General features: G+C 59.1%; 11 protein-coding genes and 1 tRNA gene. 5 read left to right on the plus strand and 7 right to left on the minus strand.

Annotated elements, in window-relative coordinates:
* Positions 1 to 239: 239 nt before the first annotated feature.
* Positions 240 to 899: a peroxiredoxin gene (locus ACM561_RS09075; protein WP_425909570.1), complete on the plus strand. Its 660-nt coding sequence runs from the start codon at positions 240 to 242 to the stop codon at positions 897 to 899.
* Positions 900 to 1,097: 198 nt separating this feature from the next.
* The gene (locus tag ACM561_RS09080; protein WP_425909572.1) at positions 1,098 to 2,225 is read left to right on the plus strand and encodes an S-(hydroxymethyl)glutathione dehydrogenase/class III alcohol dehydrogenase; all 1,128 of its coding nucleotides are present in this window, start codon (positions 1,098 to 1,100) and stop codon (positions 2,223 to 2,225) included.
* A gap of 63 nt (positions 2,226 to 2,288) precedes the next feature.
* On the opposite strand, the gene ACM561_RS09085 is transcribed toward ACM561_RS09080, so the two are convergent.
* On the minus strand, positions 2,289 to 4,550 hold the full coding sequence (locus ACM561_RS09085) for a CHASE2 domain-containing protein (RefSeq protein ID WP_425909573.1): 2,262 nt from the start codon (positions 4,548 to 4,550) through the stop codon (positions 2,289 to 2,291).
* Positions 4,551 to 4,925: 375 nt separating this feature from the next.
* Positions 4,926 to 6,266: a tetratricopeptide repeat protein gene (locus ACM561_RS09090; protein ID WP_425909575.1), complete on the minus strand. Its 1,341-nt coding sequence runs from the start codon at positions 6,264 to 6,266 to the stop codon at positions 4,926 to 4,928.
* A 323-nt stretch (positions 6,267 to 6,589) separates the two neighbouring features.
* Between ACM561_RS09090 and ACM561_RS09095 the strand changes: the two genes are divergently transcribed.
* Positions 6,590 to 6,666, plus strand: a tRNA-Arg gene (locus tag ACM561_RS09095).
* Between the two features lie 361 nt (positions 6,667 to 7,027).
* On the plus strand, positions 7,028 to 7,378 hold the full coding sequence (locus ACM561_RS09100; RefSeq protein WP_425909577.1) for a GrlR family regulatory protein: 351 nt from the start codon (positions 7,028 to 7,030) through the stop codon (positions 7,376 to 7,378).
* 75 nt (positions 7,379 to 7,453) lie between these two features.
* On the opposite strand, the gene ACM561_RS09105 is transcribed toward ACM561_RS09100, so the two are convergent.
* The 3 genes from ACM561_RS09105 to ACM561_RS09115 all read right to left on the minus strand — a co-directional run bounded on the left by ACM561_RS09105 (position 7,454) and on the right by ACM561_RS09115 (position 14,856).
* Positions 7,454 to 10,135 carry a PAS domain S-box protein gene (locus ACM561_RS09105; RefSeq protein WP_425909579.1) on the minus strand — a complete coding sequence of 894 codons (2,682 nt, stop codon included), beginning with the start codon at positions 10,133 to 10,135 and terminating at the stop codon, positions 7,454 to 7,456.
* 131 nt (positions 10,136 to 10,266) lie between these two features.
* Positions 10,267 to 13,761 (minus strand): indolepyruvate ferredoxin oxidoreductase family protein, encoded by a 3,495-nt coding sequence (locus tag ACM561_RS09110; RefSeq protein WP_425909580.1) that lies wholly within the window; start codon positions 13,759 to 13,761, stop codon positions 10,267 to 10,269.
* A 279-nt stretch (positions 13,762 to 14,040) separates the two neighbouring features.
* Entirely contained in the window at positions 14,041 to 14,856 is an 816-nt protein-coding gene (locus ACM561_RS09115) for an isocitrate lyase/PEP mutase family protein (protein WP_425909582.1), read from the minus strand.
* Between the two features lie 227 nt (positions 14,857 to 15,083).
* Between ACM561_RS09115 and ACM561_RS09120 the strand changes: the two genes are divergently transcribed.
* Positions 15,084 to 15,359, plus strand: coding sequence for a GCG_CRPN prefix-to-repeats domain-containing protein (locus ACM561_RS09120; RefSeq protein WP_425909583.1), 276 nt, complete (start codon positions 15,084 to 15,086; stop codon positions 15,357 to 15,359).
* 268 nt (positions 15,360 to 15,627) lie between these two features.
* Here the strand turns inward: ACM561_RS09120 and ACM561_RS09125 are convergent, their stop codons facing one another.
* Together ACM561_RS09125 and ACM561_RS09130 are read right to left on the minus strand one after the other, a co-directional pair.
* Positions 15,628 to 17,748 (minus strand): sodium-translocating pyrophosphatase, encoded by a 2,121-nt coding sequence (locus ACM561_RS09125; protein ID WP_425909585.1) that lies wholly within the window; start codon positions 17,746 to 17,748, stop codon positions 15,628 to 15,630.
* A 293-nt stretch (positions 17,749 to 18,041) separates the two neighbouring features.
* Positions 18,042 to 19,229: a pyridoxal phosphate-dependent aminotransferase gene (locus ACM561_RS09130; RefSeq protein WP_425909586.1), complete on the minus strand. Its 1,188-nt coding sequence runs from the start codon at positions 19,227 to 19,229 to the stop codon at positions 18,042 to 18,044.
* Positions 19,230 to 19,330 lie beyond the last annotated feature (101 nt).

A 19,330-nucleotide genomic window follows, 5' to 3' on the forward strand; every position in this document is an offset into this window, starting at 1 on the left:
GACCCCGGTTCAAGACGATGGCAACACCTTCCGGCGCGGATGGGGCAACATCGGGACATCTGCGATCACAATCTCGTAGGCTTTAATTCGCTGTACCTGCCAGTCGTCGACAGGAAGATGCTCCGCAACGCTCGCCAAGAGAAAAGATATTGCCCTTTTTCATTACCGGTTCCGTTTCGCCTAGCCCGAGCCTATAGTCCCGCCACCCCCGTTTAACTGTGACACGAGGACGTGAACTTATGACCTTATCGATTGGTTCGACCGCCCCTGATTTTGAAGCCGAGAGTACTGAAGGCAACATCAGCTTTCACAAATGGCTCGGCGATAGCTGGGGGTTGTTTTTCTCGCACCCCAAGGACTTCACGCCGGTCTGCACCACCGAACTCGGCGCCGTCGCCCGGCTCAAGCCGGAGTTCGACAAGCGGGGCGTCAAGCTGATCGGCATCAGCGTTGACCCAACCGACAAGCATCACCTTTGGTCCAAGGACATCGAAGAGACGCAGGGTGTTGCGCCGAACTATCCGCTGATTGCGGATGTCGATTTCAAGGTCGCCAAGCTCTACGGCATGTTGCCCGCCAGCACGTTCGGCGACGTCAACAAGCGGACACCTGTCGACAATCAGACCGTGCGCAACATTTTCGTGATCGGTCCCGACAAGCAGGTCAAGATTGTCCTCATTTATCCGATGAGCACTGGCCGCAACTGGCAGGAGGTGCTGCGCGTCATCGACTCCTTGCAGCTCACCGCCAAACACGGCGTCTCGACGCCGTCGGACTGGAAGCAAGGCGACGATGTGTTCTTTTCGGCCGCGGTTCCGGAGGAAGAAGCCCGCAAGAAGTTCCCAAAGGGATGGAAGTCGCCGAAGCCATATTTCCGGATTGTCGAGCAGCCGAAGTAACGCAAGCTGTATTCAATCGAGAACATGCAAGAAGGGACGCCGCAGCGGCGTCCCTTCTTTTTGTTTTTGGTGCTGAGGCAGTTCGTGCCCGTCCGCCACCTGTCATTGCGGCCTGAGGACACGACCTTATCCTGGGCTAACTAGCATGCCCGTGGAATGTTTTTGCAATTTCAAAACATCTGCCGAAGAGAAGTCACCATGCACGTTCGCGCCGCAGTTGCTATTGCCGCTAGCAAGCCACTTGAAGTCACGACGGTAGAACTCGATGGCCCGCGTGACGGAGAGGTCATGGTCGAGATCAAGGCGACCGGCGTCTGCCACACCGACGAGTTCACCTTGTCCGGCGCAGATCCGGAAGGGTTGTTTCCGGCGATCCTCGGTCATGAGGGAGCCGGTATTGTCGTCGATGTCGGCAAGGGTGTGACCTCGGTGAAGAAAGGCGATCACGTTATTCCGCTCTACACGCCAGAATGCCGGCAATGTCCGTCATGTCTGTCGCGCAAGACCAATCTCTGCACGGCAATTCGCGCTACCCAGGGCCAGGGACTGATGCCGGACGGCACGTCGCGCTTCTCTTTGGACGGCAAGCCGATCCATCACTACATGGGCACTTCGACCTTCGCCAATTACACGGTGCTGCCGGAGATCGCGGTTGCCAAGATCCGCGAAGACGCCCCTTTCGACAAGGTCTGTTACATAGGCTGCGGCGTCACGACCGGCGTAGGTGCGGTCATTAACACCGCGAAGGTCGAACCCGGAGCCAAGGCGATCGTGTTCGGCCTCGGCGGCATCGGTCTGAACGTTCTACAAGGGTTGCGGCTCGCCGGAGCCGACATGATTATCGGCGTGGACATCAACGACGACCGTAAAGCGTGGGGCGAACGCTTTGGCATGACGCATTTCGTCAATCCGACTGACGTCGGAAAGGATCTTGTCCCTTATTTGGTCGATATGACGAAGTCCGGTGCTGATCAGATCGGCGGCGCGGATTATACCTTCGACTGCACCGGCAACGTGAAGGTGATGCGCCAGGCGCTGGAAGCCTGCCACCGTGGGTGGGGACAGTCGATCGTCATCGGCGTCGCACCCGCCGGCGCGGAAATTGCGACGCGGCCGTTCCAGCTCGTCACGGGTCGCGTATGGAAGGGCACAGCGTTTGGCGGCGCACGCGGCCGCACCGATGTGCCGAAGATCGTGGACTGGTACATGCAGGGCAAAATCCAGATCGACCCGATGATCACGCACGTCATGCCGCTCGACGACATCAACAGAGCGTTCGACCTGATGCGCAAAGGCGAGTCGATCCGCAGCGTTGTGACCTTCTAGAGCCTTTCCGCTTCTGGCAAGATCAGAAGCGCGGCTCCATGATTTTGATCTGACGCGTTTTCTTCACGTTGCGTGGAGCGATGTGATCTGTTCGGCCAAGCGGTGATAGAAATCCTGCATGTCCTCGCCGGCGAGCTCTTGACAACGGGCCAGGGCGACTGTCGCCTCAGGCCCCTCACCTGTTTTGATTGCGTTCAGTAGCGCGCCGTGCTGACGCTTCAATTCGGCGAACTCTGGCGATCCCGCCATCGTGTCGTCACCAGCGATCGCATAAATTTTTGTGGGCCGTGACTTGCCTTTAAACAAGATCTCGCCCGCCTCGAGCAACGCAATTCCTTTGACCCGTCGCGCCACGTCTTCCGAAACCAGAAGATCCACATTGAGCGCCTTGCTTGCCGACTCGATTCGTGCCGCCACGTTCACAACGTCGCCCATAGCCGAATAATTAAATCGTCTTTGCGATCCCATGTTGCCGACGCAAGCCAGTCCGGCATTGATGCCAACCCCGATCTTGACGCGCGAGTCGTCGAAGCCGCGCGCAGAGAATCCAAAGACATCAGCGTCGTTGAGCGCGCCGAGCGCCGCACGCATCTTGAGCGCGGCTTGGCAGGCCCGGGTCGCATGATCGGACACGTCGACCGGCGCGTTCCAGAATGCCATGATCGAATCTCCGATGTACTTGTCGATTGTCCCCAGTTCATCCTGTATCGCGTCGGACAGCGGCGCGAGCAGCGTGTTGATGAAATCGACAAGCTCCGTGGCGGTCAGAGCTTCAGAGATCGGAGTAAAACCGCGCACATCCATGAACATCACGGAAATATCGCGGGATTCCCCCCCAAGGCGCATCCCTTGCGGTGAATTTTCAAGCTGGGTCAGCAATTCCGGCGCGAGATACTGACCAAAGGCCTGCCGTACGAACTTCTTCTCTCGATCGGAGGCAACGTGAAGCACGCGCTCCACGGCGATATAAACCGCCAGCGCCGCCAGCGACGGGAAGATCGGATCAATCAAGAGACGAAATTGCGAGAAAGCGATCCACGATCCAGCAAGCCCCGCGACAAATCCCACCACGCCGGCATAGAACGAGAACCGGGCGCCGAACGTCAGGACCAGGCCGGCGACCAAGGCGCCGAACAATACGGTCAAGACGATTTCCAGCCCGTTCGTCCAGTCCGGACGCTCGATGAAGTCCTGCGCGAGGATCTGCTCGATCAACTGTGCCTGGATGGCGACGCCCGGAACCGGTCCGCCCAGAGGCGTCGCGCGTGAATCCATCAAACCCGCAGCCGATGCGCCGACGAGGACAATCGTCCCATCGATCAGCGGCTTCACCGTAGCCTCTTTGGCGGGATCAAGAATGTCTTTCACCGACACGTAACCCTGCGGCCGGTCGCGACTGAAATAGATCCGGGATTCGCCGTTGCTTGTTAACGGCAACTTGAACGCGCCTACCCGCATATCGATCAGCGCGTCGTGACCCGTGTTACTGTCCCCGCTCGCTCCCGTGCCTCGCACGATAATGCTTTTCTGGTTCTGAGCGACCCGCAGCGCCTCAATCGCAAGGCTGGGGTAGATGCTCACGCCGTCAGAAAACACCATAGGCACCCGGCGGACGATGCCGCCGCGATCGAGCGAACTTAAATTGATGCCGCCGATACCTGCTGCCTTTTCGTTGAATATCGGCAGGCTCGACACCGTGCCGTGAAAGGGCGCAAGCACCTTCGTCGGATTGACGCCGACAAAGGCCACCCCGGCCCGGCCCGGCGGGCGGTTGTCGTTGGCGGCTCTGGTGGCGGCAAAGCCGAGTACGACCCCCGTCTTGCCGATAGCATCGGCGAACGCCTGATCGTGGTCAGGCAGGTTCGCGAGCAGCTTCATGGTTTGGTCGAGATCTGATGCGCTGGAATCCCGCAAATCGTCGACAAGTCGGCTCGGCGTAGTTCGATCCGGCTCGGAGAAAATGACATCGTAAGCGATCACGCCCGCACCGAGATCGGCAAGCCGACGGGTCAGCGCCGCAAGACGTGTCCGGGGCCAAGGCCACTGGCCGTATTCCGAGATCGAGGCTTCATCGATATCGACGATCCGCACCGGCAGATCGGTATAGGCGCGCGGTTTGAGCCGTTGGTAGGTATCGAACGTACGCTCCTTCAATTCGGTGACGATGCGCGGATCATAAGCGCGCAGCGAAGTAAGCAGCACAAGGGTCGCTATCGCAGCACCGACCGCGCGAAGATTCTTGTTACGCGTCAGCCGGCGCAGACGCGCCCACGCTAACATCGTCCGCACGCGCAAGGTGCTGCGTAAACGCGTTGCAGCCTTCATCGGTTCGTCTCGGCTTCAAATACGAACAGGCGAATATTATGGCCGATGCAGTCTGAAAAGCTTGTCAGATCGCGGCCCGCATCTGCGGGCCTTCTACGCAAGCTTAGATCGGCGTAATCAAGGGACGACGACAAAGGGTCTATATCCGGTTCAATGATTCTGTGATCGGCTCGACAATCCGTGGGCACAACGGCATTGCGAAATGTTTCCGGCACATTAGCGGAATCCGTTCCGTTTGGCGTACAAAAATAGCAGTCGATTGGGTGCAGCTATTTGGTAATCGCCTGATGCATCGGCGAAGAACGCGGGCAAATTTGGCGGTTCACCTTCGTGCCCGCGGCTTTGGCGCGAGACGCATCGGGATAGACCTCCGGCTCAGAACCGCGCGGCCGGTCCGATCGAGACCGAGAAGTTGTCGGTTGTGTAATTCGGCAGCGACGAGTCGATCTTGGTGTACAGAATTTGAGTCCGCAAACCCACATTTTTGTATACTTGCGCATCGAAGATCGCGCCGTATCGTTGCTCTTTGTCGTTCCGTATTTGAAACGGATCGACGATCGGATTGGGCGCATCAAAATTGGCCCAGCTGAAGCCGATCGTCGGCGCGATCACGAACTGATGCGGTGTGCCGAACACCGACAAGACAAACCCATAAGGAGCAGCCATGTCGATCGAATAGCGCTTGTATGAGTAATAATCGAAGACAGCACGATTTTGTTCGAAACCTACACGCGTCGTCCAGTGCACTGGCCCGAAGCCCACGTCCGAGGTCACCACCGCCGATAGCAGGTCTCCGGTCTGTTGGGCGGCTGTCGGAAAGTTGGACGAATTCGAAAAATCACGATGCCGTTGCTCGACGAACGCCTCCAGAATACCGCGGTCTCCGAGCGTCGTGCGCGCGGAAACGCCGCCTCCTCCGGCCGAGAAATAACTGGCGTCCCCCAGCCAGGCCTGGTCTCCGATGCCGTAAAGTTTGAACGATGCGTTCTGTCCGATGGCGATACGCGGGCCGACCACGAGCTCGACCAGACCAAGGTTGAATTGGTTGAGTTTGTATTGGCGCGAATTGATACCTAGGAAGCTCGCTTCGATGGCATCTCCCCGCGTGCCGATCTTATAGGCGTAGTTGGCTGTAAGTGTCTGGAACATATTCCAGTCCGGACGCTTGCCGTACGCGCTGTTGAGGATTGCATCCTGACCCAGCGCGCGCACCATCAGGCTTGAGGGGCCGAGGTTAGCGTTGGTCTGGTAGCGCAAGCCGGCGGTGGTAAATACGCTGAACTCGTAGCGCGCAAGCCGGCGGTCGATCTCGGTCAAATAGGCGCGGACCTGGACGCGAATGTCATCAGGGGCGTCAGCCGCCTTGATCGCCTCCTGAAAATAGCTGCGCGCCAGTTCGTATGAGCCGAGCTTGAAATACAGTACGCCCAATTCGAGTTTGACGCGCGGCAAATTCGGATTGAAGAACAGCATCCGTTCAAGGGCGCCGATAGCGGCTTCATAGTCGCCGCGTTTGACGGCTTGCTCGGCGAACTTGAAACTGGCTTCCAAATCGGAAGGGTTTTTGTACATCTGCTGGAACAGCGCATCGTAATCCTGCTGAACCACGGATGCTGCGGAAATGGGAGACGTCGTCGATTGCGCCGCGGCACCCGAACAGCACGCAGTCATCGTAAACAAGACGAACGCGACTTTCGCGGTCTGAATAAGTTTCACGCCACCCACCAAAACTAACTTGATGCGAGGGCTCCCTTCCATCTCCGTGGAAATATGGAGCAAATTCGCAACGTTATGGCGGCCAGATTAGCGACAGCCTCCCCGATTGGAACAACGATAGCCGCTGGCTGGCACGATTTTAGAGTGACGTCACCTTTTTATCACACATTGATTCAATAAAATCAATAGCTTATCGGCATAGGGCGAACCGCGGCGAGACCAATCCGAACCCATCCAGGGATCGGCTGTTAAATCCCCCTGGAAGAAGGATGGCCCGCCAAATCGCGTGACATCGGGACCCCGCAGTTCCTATAAGGAGGCCTGCGCTCGTAGCTCAGCTGGATAGAGCATCGGATTTCGATTCCGAGGGTCGGGAGTTCGAATCTCTCCGAGCGCGCCACTAGACTGTTCCCTAGCGTTCATCCTTGTTCACCCGCGGAAGACAAGCCTCGCAGCGCGGGGCTTTTTTCGTTTTTGTCTCGGCGCGTGTACAGACACGCAGACGGTTGCGAGATGGACGGGAGCAAATCCGGGAGTCGGGAGCAAAGTCCAAAAATACGAAATATGTTAACAACTACAACGCTGGTTGACACTCTTCGAACGCGTCAAGCCTCGCGGGCGGGGATCGAGCTCTCGGATTTCTCTCGCAGGTTCCCCTAAGAGGCGCGCGCGTTGGCTTGGGTGTCGCATTGACGCGCTCGCGCCCTTTTTGACATAATGAGATCGGGACAAGACAAAATTGCGGCTGCGAGCGGATCACCATGAAAAATGGGCTGTATTCGATTCACATCGCCTTGCTTGATGGGCGTGTGGGCAAGGGCAGTGGCGTGTTGATGTTCCGCGATGGAAAAATTCTGGGCGGTGATGCTTATCTGTTCTATACGGGCAGCTATTCCACCAAAGAGGATGGCACTTTCAGAGGCGAAGTTCTAATTCAACGCCATACGCCAAGTCGCGACGTGAACCTGCTGTTTGGCAATTCGGAATCGGTTGGAATCGGCGTTACCGGAACATTCACTGATACGACCGGCACGATGAACGGCACGGCGCTGGTCGGAAAGGCGAGTCAGATTTTCGAGGCCACGCTCCGAAAGCTAGCCGAAGCAGATTGACCCGATAGAGTTCTTTCAACGTTTCACGGAACTCTCGTGGAGCTCCTGATTATAGCCATTTGCTGCGCAGTCGAGTTATTCCGCGGCGAGTTCCATCGGTGCGACCCGCGGTAAAACAATGTGGATGCGCGTGCCTTGCCCGAAACCGGAATCAAGTTCGAGACGCCCTCCCAAACGGCTCGTTACGATATTGTAGACAATGTGCAGACCCAGGCCCGTTCCTCCTTGATCGCGCCGCGTCGTGAAGAACGGATCGAATGCCTTGCGCTGCACATCGGGGCTCATGCCGCAACCATTGTCGGAAACCAAGATCTGGACACTGTCCCCGCCTACTCGCCGCACAACAATATCGACCGCGCCACCCTTGCCGTCCGGAAAGGCGTGCGCGACGGAATTGAGAAAAAGGTTGGTCAACACCTGGCCGTAAGGCCCCGGATAGCTGTTCATCGTGAGATCTGGTTCGCAATCGACCGTCAACGTTACATGATGCTTGCGCAGGGCGGGACGCAAACTCATCACGACCTGTTCGGTGAGTTCGCCGAGATCGAAAGCTCGCTTGTCTGAATAATTGCGGTCGGCGGCAACCTGTTTGAATGACTGGACCAGTTCGGCAGCGCGATTGAGATTGGCGACGAGCTGAGACGCGGCATCGCGGTTCGCCGCGATGAAATCGTTGAGGCTTGAGCGCCGCAACTGCCCACGCTCCACCTCCTCGGTGAACAAGGTAATTTTCCGTTCCAGCGAAGAGGCCACCGTCAAGCTGATGCCGACCGGATTGTTGACCTCGTGAGCGACGCCTGCCACCAGGCGACCGAGCGCCGCGAGTTTTTCCGCCTCGATCAGCGAATTCTGTGTTTCGCGCAGATTACGCAGTGCCGCCTCGGCTGCGTCCTTGGCGCGACGCATTTCCTGTTCGCTCCGCTTGCGGTCGCCAATATCAAGCGCGACCGTGACGATATTTTCGACGCGACCGTCAGCGTCGCGGATAGGCAGCTTATTGACAAGCCATTGCCGCAGCTCACCCGATGCATCCTTATACTCTTCTTCGTAAAAGCCGAGCTCCTTACCGCTCTCAAGAACCTTCCTGTCGGTCTCATCCGTCTTTGCCGCATCGTAACGCGACATAACCTCGTGCGTCGTGCGTCCGATCGCATCGGCGGGTTCTATTCCGAAGATGCCTGCCATATAGCGATTCATCAGAACGTAACGCAACTCCGCATTCTTGACGTTAATCACCGCGGGCACGGTGTCGATTACCAGTTGCAGCAGCCGCCGCCCTTCTGCAATCGTCTCCTCGGCTCTCCGCTGATCAGTGATATCGCGAACCACGCCTTCATAGCGGATCATGCGACCGCTTTCATCGCGTATCGCAGTCGCGCTATCGGAGAGCCAGAGGATGCCACCATCGAACTGACGCACCTGATATTCGAACCCGCGAACGGTCCCATCGCGCTCCATTCGGAGTTGGTATTTGACGGGCACCTCGGGATCGACGTGAACCGTCTGCGCGCTGTTACCAATGCCACGGATGAGATTGTCGGGAGTGTCATACCCCATCATTCGCGCCAACGCCGGGTTGGCATCAAGCAGTTGACCGGCCGGCGTCATGACATAGATTCCGTCGACCGAACCTTCGAATAGCTTACGATAGCTTTCCTCGGCGAGGCGCTGCTCGGCTAGCGCCCGAACGGCAGCTTCTCGCGCCGAGTCCGCTTCAGCGAGCGTTCGACGAAACACCTCGGCGGCCCGGGCGATATCCCCGATCTCGTTTTCGACATGGGTTGATGGGATCGATGTTTCCTTTTGGCCGCCAGCCAGTTTCCGGATCGCCCTCGCGATGGCCTTCAGTGGCCGGACCGTCCGGCGAACCACGAATGCCGCAGCAAGCCAGCCAATCGCTATTCCCACGCTGCCGAGGACGAGGCTCTGCCATTTGGTTTCGGCAAGCGTCCGGGCAAAATCGCGCGACAGCACCCGCTTGCGCTCCGCGCTGAGCTCGCGCAGCAGTTCCGTTACTCGCCCGATCAGCCGCCCCTCCGCGCCCAGCACATCCCTATCGAGATCTGCTATCTTCCGCTCCCGCAAGGATATCGCGATCACGGCATCGGCGTACGCCTCAACGGCTGCACGTACCTTGGGCTCGTCAACATGAATGGCGCGTATCTTTTCAGCCGCCTGCTCTGCGGTCGTTGGATCATGCCCAAGCAGTGCGGCGGCGACATCGCTTTGCGCACGAAACAGTGTTCTTGATGTAGACTGATCCGCGGACTGCTCGATGATGAGTTCGAGTTTTTCACGAAGCGGCGGCAGCGTTTCGACCAGCTTCGCACGGTCTGCAATCAGGTTCATCGCCCGCTCTATACCCTTGCGATAGTTCTCCAGTCGCGGTGCGACGCCATCGATCATCTCCTGCTGCTCAGGAGCAAGCTTGATGCGCGTCATTTTAAGCAGGTCGTTAAATGATGACGTGGCGCTCCACACCCGGCTGGACTGCGCTTTTGGATCGGTGACGTAATCACGCGCCGCCAGCCGCAAATCGTTCATGCGACGATCGAGTTCTTCGGCGAGATCACCGACGCTGTCCAGCCGCTGCAATTCGGCAAAGGTGTTGTCGAGATGACGCGTCGCGACGACATTGGCCACGCTAGTTATCGCGATGATCGTCAGCACCAGAAAGAATCCGCCAAAGGTAATTTGGCCGATCGATAGCGACGACGATCGTATCCGCTGAAAAAATGCTCTGAACCCAGATGGCATGGTGTTAGACCGTCTCCCGACGGTCCTATATAGGCTGGATCTTCGTTTCGGGAAACATGAGGATCGGCCCGGCGGAAGCATCGCTGGGCTACAGATTAGCCTCCAGTGACCCGGAGCGCTGTTTCAGCCGCCTATTCCGCCGCCATCTGCCGTGGCACCGGAGGAGGATTGGCGAGATCGCGCAGCAACTCCGCATGCCGGGCCTTGGTGTCGGCCACCGCCTGCTCCTTGACCGGGCCGTAACCCCGGATACGATCGGGCAGCGACAGCAGTTCGATCGCGGTCTCGACGTTGGCCGGTGAAAGTCTGTCGAGGACAGCAGCCACATCGTTTTCGTATTCCGCAATCAGGTTTCGCTCCAACCTGCGCTCGGCGCTGTATCCGAAGATGTCGAGGGCGGTGCCACGCAAGCCCTTCATTTTCGCCAGCAAACGAAAAACCGGCATCATCCGTGACCCGTTATAGGATCTCTTGGCGGGCCGCCCGAGCGCATCCTTCTTGCTATCGAACACCGGCGGCGCGAGATGGAAGCTAATCTTGTAGTCACCCTCGAACTGATCGCCGAGCTGCTTTTCGAACCGACCATCCGTGTAGAGTCGCGCCACTTCGTACTCGTCCTTGTAGGCGAGCAATTTGGCGTAATTGATCGCAACCGCACGCGGCAAGGCATCGCCGTAACCGCCCTCTCTCGCTGCCTGCCGGACCCGGCTCACCATCGCCCGATATTTGTCCGCAAGCCCCGCATTCTGATATTCGGCAAGGTACGCCGAGCGATGCAAAACGATCTCGTCCAGCGACATGTCTTCCAGCACCTTCGGCGCGACCGCCTCATCGGTCCCCTTCATCATCGCGACAAGGCGCGCGGGGTCCACCACTGCAAGCCGTCCAAGCCGGAAGGCCTCCACATTCATTTTCACGGCAACACCGTTCACCTCGATCGCCTGCTCGATTGCCGTCGCGGTCAGCGGCAGCCAACCCTTCTGATAGGCGTAACCCATCATCATCATATTGGTGGCGATGGAGTCTCCAAGCAGAGTTTCGGCCGGCCTGGTAAAGTCGAAGAAGGTCGAATCCTTGCGCAAGGCGGTTTCTAGGACGCGGCCAACCTTGGCGCTCTGGAAATTGAAATCGCGATCAAGAATGAAAGCGGCGGTCGGAATAAGGTGAGTGTTGATAAGACCGTAAGTGCGGCTCGATTCGCAGAGTGTGATCGTTTCCTTGGCTGCCGCGACCACTTCATCAGCGGCGATGACGAGATCTGCCGTGCCGGTGACGATGCGCGAGCAGGTCACCTCCGCGGGGTTTTGTGACAGCCGGACGTGGCTCAAAACCGCACCGCCCTTCTGGGCGAGACCGGACATGTCGAGGATCATGCTGGCCTTGCCTTCGATATGGGCCGCCATACCAAGCAGCGCGCCGATCGTCAGCACGCCGGTGCCGCCTACCCCTCCGACCCCGATGTTGTAGGGCCGATCGAGCGAAGGGCGCGTAACCGGTTCGGGCAAGTCGCCAATCTCGCCGAGGTCCGCCGGCGCGCGCTTTCGCAATCGCCCGCCGTCGATCGTGACGAACGAAGGGCAGAACCCCTTGAGGCAGGAATAATCCTTGTTGCAGGACGACTGATTGATGGTGCGCTTGCGCCCCATCTCGGTCTCCAGCGGCTCCACCGAAATGCAGTTCGATTGCACCGAACAATCGCCGCAACCTTCGCAAACTGCGGGATTGATCAGCACACGGCGTTGCGGATCTTCCATGGTGCCGCGCTTGCGACGCCGCCGCTTCTCGGCGGCGCAAGTCTGCACGAACACGATAGCCGAAGCTCCCTTGATCTCGCGACAGGTTCTCATGACCGCGTCAAGGTCATCACGATGCGCGGTCCGGGTACCCGGCGCGATGTCGGCAGCCGGATAGCTGTTCGGGTTCTCCGACACCAGATAGATGTCGCGGATGCCTTCGGCGTGAAGCTGAAAGGTGATCCGCTGCGGCGACAACTCGCCGTCGATATGCTGGCCGCCGGTCATGGCCACGGCGTCATTGTAGAGGATCTTGTAGGTGATGTTCGCCCCGGAAGCGACCGCCTGCCGGATCGCCAGACTCCCGGAATGGAAATAGGTGCCGTCGCCAAGATTGGCGAAGATGTGCTTCTCGTTGGTGAACGGCGCGGTACCGACCCAGGGCGCACCCTCGCCGCCCATATGGGTATACGTTTCAGTGTTGCGATCCATCCATATCGCCATGAAGTGGCAGCCGATGCCGGCTGTGGCCCGGCTGCCTTCGGGCACCTTGGTCGAGGTGTTGTGAGGACACCCCGAGCAGAAATACGGTACGCGCATGACCGGGGTCGCCGGCTGCATTTGCGACGCCTGACGACCGTTGAACCAGTCAGCCTTGGTTCGAAGCATCTCGGCGATTTCGGGATTGAGGTTCAAGTGCAGTAAACGCTCAGTCAGGAATGTCGCCAGGGAAGCGACGCCCAATTCCTGTGCGAACGGTAGGAAACGCTTGTCGTGATCGTCCATCTTGCCGATGATGCGTGGCCGCACGTCGTCGCGCCAATTGAACAGTTCCTGCTTGACCTGGTTCTCGACGATCTCACGGCGCTCCTCGACGATGAATATCTCCTCGAGGCCGACGGCAAATTCGCGCACGCCCTGCGGCTCCAGCGGCCACGGCATTCCGATCTTGTAAAGCCGCAGACCAATTTTCGCGGCGACCTGTTCGGTAATGCCCAGCTCGCGCAACGCCTGGCGGATATCCTCGTAGCTTTTTCCCGACGCCATGATGCCGAACCGCGCGTTCGGGGAATCCATGGTGACGCGATTGATTTTATTGGCGCGCGCAAACGCGACCGCAGCAAAACCTTTGTGATCCTGTAGACGCCGGTCCTGATCGTAACGGTCGTCGGGCCAACGTAGGTTCAGTCCACCTGGCGGCATCTCGAAATCGGGCGGAATGACGAACGGCTTCATCTCGTCGGTCAGATCGATTTCGGCCGTCGTTTCCACCGTCTCGGTGATGACCTTCATCCCGACCCAGCAGCCCGAATAGCGCGACATCGCGATGCCGAGCAGTCCCATCTCGATCATTTCGTGGAGACTGGACGGATAGAGATACGGCATCAGCGCAGCGATGAACGCATGATCAGACTGATGCGGCAAGGTCGAGGACTTAGCGCCATGATCATCGCCCGCCAGGCACAGCACGCCGCCGTGTCTCGCCGAACCCGCAGCATTGCCATGACGGAATACGTCGCCGCAGCGGTCGACGCCAGGCCCCTTGCCGTACCAAATCCCGACGACGCCGTCATAGCACGCACCTGGGGACAGATTGACCTGTTGCGAACCCCAGATCGCTGTCGCCGCGAGGTCCTCGTTTACACCAGGCTGGAATTTGATCTCGTGTCGTTCGAGATGGCTGCGAGCGGCAAGGAGTTGCTGATCGTAACCGCCGAGGGGCGAACCGCGATAACCGGAAATGAAGCCTGCGGTGTTGAGGCCAGCGGCGCGGTCGCGGCGAATTTGCGCCATCGGCAATCTAACCAGCGCCTGAAGGCCGGTCATGAAGACGTGGCCTGATCCCTGGGTGTATTTCTGATCGAGGCTGATCGAACCCTGATTGATACCCATTGCGCCCTCTTCGTCCTTGGCCGCCTTCCTAAAGCTAATGATGCAAATCCTTTAGAACCAGTGTTGTTATCTCATGAATCAAGCACTTGAGAAAAATCAGGTCGCTGGAACGAGCTAAAAAAGGGGTCGTAATTTCGTTACGAGAAATTACCGGACGATTTCGGCTTGTGTCGTTGCAGAGCTGTCTGGCGCAAGGACGTTATTGTAGCCACAAGCCAAGTGAAAACCGTCGACGGTTGGGCCGAGGCACGCGGAGGAATGCGCTCCGAGCAAAAGGGATTATGCAGAGAACATCCGGTTCAGCTCGCCGGCCGGATAGCCCGAGCCGAGTCCGTCAAATGTGCCGCTATCGGCAATATTCGTTGCCGCACGCAGAAAACCTGCCCACGCCGCGCGCGCCAATGCGCCGCCGACACTGATACGCCGCACGCCGAGATCGGCCGCTTCGGTAACGTTGAGACCGGGCCAGCCTATCAGCAGATTGACCGGCTTGGGGTGAACGGCTTTTACCGTGGCCGCAATGTCGTCTTTCGACTTCAAACCTGGTGCATAAAGGCAATCGGCCCCCGCCTCCGCATAGGCCTGCAACCGCCCGATCGTCAGCTTGAGATCGGGCATCCCCCACAGGAAAGCCTCACAACGGCCGACCAGCAGGACGTTGCTGCGATCGGTATCGATGGCCTTGCGTGCGGCGCGGATGCGCTCGATCGCCAGATCGACGTCGTAAAGCGGTTTCGCCTTGTCGCCCGTGGCGTCCTCGATCGATAAGCCGGCGATGCCCGTCTTCGCTGCACGCGACACGTGGGCTGCAACTCCTTCCGGTTCATCGGCAAAGCCATTTTCGAAATCGGCATTGATCGGCAGATCAACCGCCGCGCACAAGGCGCTCAGATGGCCACAAAGATTGTCCAGCGTAACCCGGTTGTCGGCTTTGCCGATCGACCATGCAAACCCGGCGCTGGTCGACGCGAGTGCCTTGAATCCCAACCCCTGCAACGCTTTGGCGCTGCCGACATCCCAGGGATTGGGTAACACGAAGCAGCCGCTGTCATGCAGTTTGTGGAATGCGACGCGCTTATCTTCTGTCGATGGCATCAAACTCTCCTACCCATGTCGTTCATGACCGACCGGTGTAAGCGACTATGAACCTGTAGATACTCACTTCTTGATGCTTGGGTTATGATTAACGGTTGAGTAAACTGTCCGACCGGCATACTCGGGCGAATCATGTTTCGCCAGATTCTGGACAGAGTCATGGCCGACGTTCCCAGTGCGAGTCACTAGAGCTGCCGCGCTATCGCGGTTGAACCAGAGGACGATTAATGAAATCAGTTTTTGCAACAGCCTTCCTAGTTGCCACTGTCGCAACCTTCGGTATCGCCGACGCCATGCCGTTGGCTCCTCCAGCGACAGGCGTGAACGCTGACGTCATTCAGGTTGCGGGTGGCTGCGGACGTGGCTTCCATCGCGGCCCCAACGGTGGCTGCCGCGTGAACCGTGGCGGTTCCGTGGTTGTGGTCCGCCCGGCAGTTCGCCCCGTGCCCCGCCGATGCCGTTACTGGGGTGCAGGCCACACCGTCTGCCGTACCTGGTGGTAAGAGACCACACCAATCCCGCATTTGGCGGCTTCGAGTTTTGTAGTTGACGCAAAAAGGGCGGGATCGATCCCGCCCTTTTTTCTTAACGACTCCGCTTCGGACCGGATTTCAGTCGGAGGCCGCTGGCACTTGCGATCCGACGTTCTGCCGTTTTCTCGCTTGCTATGACCAGCTTACGAGCGACGTCCATCCCTCTCGATCCTCACCACGTAAGCAACAAAAAAACCCGCGGCTCACGCCGCGGGTTTTTATGGTTTGCTGTGATGTCTCAGTGCGCCAGAACCGCCAGCAACAACAGGGCCACGATGTTGGTGATCTTGATCATCGGATTGACCGCAGGTCCGGCCGTATCCTTGTAGGGATCGCCGACAGTGTCGCCGGTGACCGCCGCCTTGTGCGCGTCGGAGCCCTTGCCGCCATGATGGCCATCCTCGATGTACTTCTTGGCGTTATCCCAAGCGCCGCCGCCCGAGGTCATCGAGATCGCAACAAACAAGCCCGTCACGATCACGCCGAGCAGCATCGCGCCGACCGCCGAGAAGGCTGCCGACTTGCCGGCTGCACCACCGCCTGCAAGCGCGTAGATCAGGAAGTAGACAACGATCGGCGACAACACCGGCAACAGCGACGGAATGATCATTTCCTTGATCGCCGCTTTTGTTAGCAGGTCCACTGCCTTGCCGTAGTCGGGTTTGTCGGTGCCGCGCATAATGCCGGGCTTCTCGCGGAACTGGCGACGGACTTCCTCGACAATCGCGCCCGCTGCACGTCCCACCGCGGTCATCCCCATCGCGCCGAACAGGTACGGCAGCAGGCCGCCGAACAGCAAGCCGACCACGACATAGGGATTGTTCAGGGAGAAGTCCGGGTTAACGCCCTGGAAATAGGCATGATTCGCGGCATCACCGATGAAGAACTTGAGATCCTGATTGTAGGCCGCGAACAGCACGAGAGCGCCGAGCCCAGCGGAGCCGATCGCGTACCCTTTGGTGACTGCCTTCGTGGTGTTACCGACAGCATCGAGTGCGTCGGTCGACTTGCGCACTTCTTTCGGTAGGCCCGCCATTTCGGCGATGCCGCCGGCATTGTCGGTTACCGGACCGAACGCGTCCAACGCGACGACCATGCCAGCGAGCGCCAGCATGGTGGTGGTGGCAATCGCGATGCCGAACAGACCCGCGAGGCTATAGGTCACCAGTATGCCCGCAATAATGACGATCGCAGGCATCGCGGTCGATTCCATCGAGATTGCGAGCCCCTGGATAACGTTGGTGCCGTGCCCGGTTACCGACGCCTGCGCAATTGACTTCACCGGGCGATAATCAGTGCCGGTGTAGTATTCGGTGATCCAGATGATCAGTCCGGTGACGACAAGGCCGGCCACGCCGCACGCGAACAGTTCGAGGCCGGTATAACTGACGCCCGCCAGAGGACCGAATCCGATCAGCCAATAGATGATGCCGCCAACGCCTAGCAGGGACAGAATGCCGGTGGCGATCAAGCCCTTGTAGAGCGCGCCCATGATCGACTCACTGGCGCCGAGCTTGACGAAGAATGTCCCGATGATCGAGGTGATGATGCAGATGCCGCCGATAGCGAGCGGCAGCGTCATCATGTTCACCAGCAACGGCGAGGTCGCGAAGAAGATCGCGGCCAGCACCATGGTGGCGACGGCGGTCACCGCGTAGGTTTCGAAGAGATCGGCGGCCATGCCTGCGCAGTCACCGACGTTGTCGCCCACGTTATCGGCGATTGTTGCCGGATTGCGCGGATCGTCTTCCGGAATGCCGGCTTCGACCTTACCCACGAGATCGCCGCCGACGTCAGCGCCCTTGGTGAAGATGCCGCCGCCGAGACGGGCGAAGATCGAAATCAGCGAGGCGCCAAATCCGAGTGCGACCATCGCGTCGACAACCGTGCGGCTGTTTGCGGCGTAACCCGCGCCGTGCGTAAGATAGGCGAAATAGATGGTCACGCCGAGCAGCGCCAGACCGGCGACCAGCATCCCCGTGATCGCGCCGGCCTTGAAGGCAAGCTCCAGTCCACCGGCCAGCGATTTGGTCGCCGCCTGCGCGGTGCGCACGTTGGCACGGACCGAAACGTTCATGCCGATGAAGCCGGCCGCGCCCGACAAGATCGCACCGATCGCGAAACCGACAGCCACCAGTACCCCGAGGAAGTAGGCGAGCAGCGCGAAGATCACGACGCCGACCATTCCGATCGTCGTGTACTGCCGACGCAGATAGGCTTGGGCGCCCTCGCGCACAGCCGCGGCGATTTCCTGCATCCGCGGATTTCCCGCATCCGCCTTCAATACGGATGAGGTCGCCCAGATGGCATAAATGATCGAAAGCGCTCCGCAGAGCACAATCACTACTAATGCTGTCATTGAATTTGCCTCAGAATTCCGGAAGTTGCCCCGACAATGCCGCGAGCCCGCGAACGGACGTATCAAGGAGGTCCGCTTTGTCGCAAGGCGACATCAAATCGGGCGCGACCATGCCAAAATCGAACCCCCTGCGCAACGTCGGCTTGCGGCTAAACGATCGAATTCCGTAAGGAATTGCAATAAAATGCCGGGACTTACGGAAGAATTCCAAACGTTTGTTTGGGCGTGGTCGCCAATGATACCGGAGTCAGCCAGCATCACGGATTGCCCCAGGATGCGGGGCTTCGGGCAACCTAAGTCAGCCATTGCCTGATGCGCGCGACCGCGTCGTGCATCTCGGCCGCCGAACGGGCGTAGGAAAATCGTAAGAACGAGCGGCCGCGGACTGGATCGAAATCGACGCCGGGCGTCGCGGCAACGTGTGCCTGCTCCAGCATCTTGCGTGCGAAATCATGGCTGTCTGTCGTGAATTTCGAGACGTCGGCATAGAGGTAGAACGCGCCATCCGCAGGCAAGAATTCGCTCAAGCCGGCCTGCGGCAGCCCCGCAATCAGGATTTGGCGATTCTCCTCATAGCCGCGCTTCACGATCTCCATTTCCTCGCGACCTGCGAAGGCCGCCTCGGCCGCGATCTGCGACAGCATCGGCACCGAAATGGACAGGTTCTGTTGCAGCCGTTCGATCGGCCGCACCAGTTGTTCCGGTACGACCATCCAGCCGACGCGCCAGCCGGTCATGCAGAAATATTTCGAAAATGAGTTGATGACCAGCGCACGCGGTGACAGTTCAGCCGCGGTTACGGCGGGAAACGCATAGTCGAGACCGTGATAGATCTCATCGGAAATAAAGCGGATGCCTTCGCTTTCGGCAGCCGTCATCAGATGCGTCAGCGCCTCGCGCGACATCATCGTTCCCGTCGGATTTGCCGGACTTCCGACCAGTACCCCCTTCAGCGGCGTCTTGCGGTGTACCGACAACAGCGTCTCTCCGCTCAGCGCGTGACGGTTTTCACTTGACGTCTCGATCAGCACCGGCTCGCAGCCAAGTGCAGTCAGGATGTGCCGGTACGGCGGATAGCCCGGCACCGTCACCGCGATGCGGTCACCCGGCTCGAACATCGAAAGAAATGCAAGAATGAAGCCGCCCGATGATCCCGTCGTCACGACGATCCGCTCAGGACTGACCGTGCAACCGTAAGACTCGTGGTAGTGTCGCGCGATCCGTTGCCGCAGCGAGGGGATACCGAGTGCAGAAGTGTAATCTATCCGGCCGTGCTCCAGCGCGGCACGAGCCGCGTTCAGCGCGGTTCGAGGCGCCGGTGCCGACGGCTGCCCGACCTCCATGTGAATGACGTGTCCGCCTCCGGCCTCGATCCGCGCCGCCGCCGCCATGACGTCCATGACCATGAAGGGTGGAACCTGGCTGCGGCTAGATGCCGTCAGCACGCCGGCGGCCCGCTCTCTCGATGTCGCATCGACCATGGAAATCTGTTAATGCGCTTTCGCCTGCGGCGATCGCCGAAGGCCGCGTTACCGCCGTATTCGGCGGGTTGTTAGGACATACAACGTATTCGAACCAACGC

The sequence above is a fragment of the Nitrobacter sp. TKz-YC02 genome, from assembly GCF_049852135.1.
GTDB lineage: Bacteria > Pseudomonadota > Alphaproteobacteria > Rhizobiales > Xanthobacteraceae > Nitrobacter > Nitrobacter vulgaris.

Excerpts from the sequence above, each read along its gene's own strand:
- ACM561_RS09075 (WP_425909570.1), top strand. The coding sequence starts at position 240 with ATGACCTTATCGATTGGTTCGACCGCCCCTGATTTTGAAGCCGAGAGT.
- ACM561_RS09080 (WP_425909572.1), top strand. The coding sequence starts at position 1,098 with ATGCACGTTCGCGCCGCAGTTGCTATTGCCGCTAGCAAGCCACTTGAA.
- ACM561_RS09085 (WP_425909573.1), bottom strand. The coding sequence starts at position 4,550 with ATGAAGGCTGCAACGCGTTTACGCAGCACCTTGCGCGTGCGGACGATG.
- ACM561_RS09100 (WP_425909577.1), top strand. The coding sequence starts at position 7,028 with ATGAAAAATGGGCTGTATTCGATTCACATCGCCTTGCTTGATGGGCGT.
- ACM561_RS09105 (WP_425909579.1), bottom strand. The coding sequence starts at position 10,135 with ATGCCATCTGGGTTCAGAGCATTTTTTCAGCGGATACGATCGTCGTCG.
- ACM561_RS09110 (WP_425909580.1), bottom strand. The coding sequence starts at position 13,761 with ATGGGTATCAATCAGGGTTCGATCAGCCTCGATCAGAAATACACCCAG.
- ACM561_RS09115 (WP_425909582.1), bottom strand. The coding sequence starts at position 14,856 with ATGCCATCGACAGAAGATAAGCGCGTCGCATTCCACAAACTGCATGAC.
- ACM561_RS09120 (WP_425909583.1), top strand. The coding sequence starts at position 15,084 with ATGAAATCAGTTTTTGCAACAGCCTTCCTAGTTGCCACTGTCGCAACC.
- ACM561_RS09125 (WP_425909585.1), bottom strand. The coding sequence starts at position 17,748 with ATGACAGCATTAGTAGTGATTGTGCTCTGCGGAGCGCTTTCGATCATT.
- ACM561_RS09130 (WP_425909586.1), bottom strand. The coding sequence starts at position 19,229 with ATGGTCGATGCGACATCGAGAGAGCGGGCCGCCGGCGTGCTGACGGCA.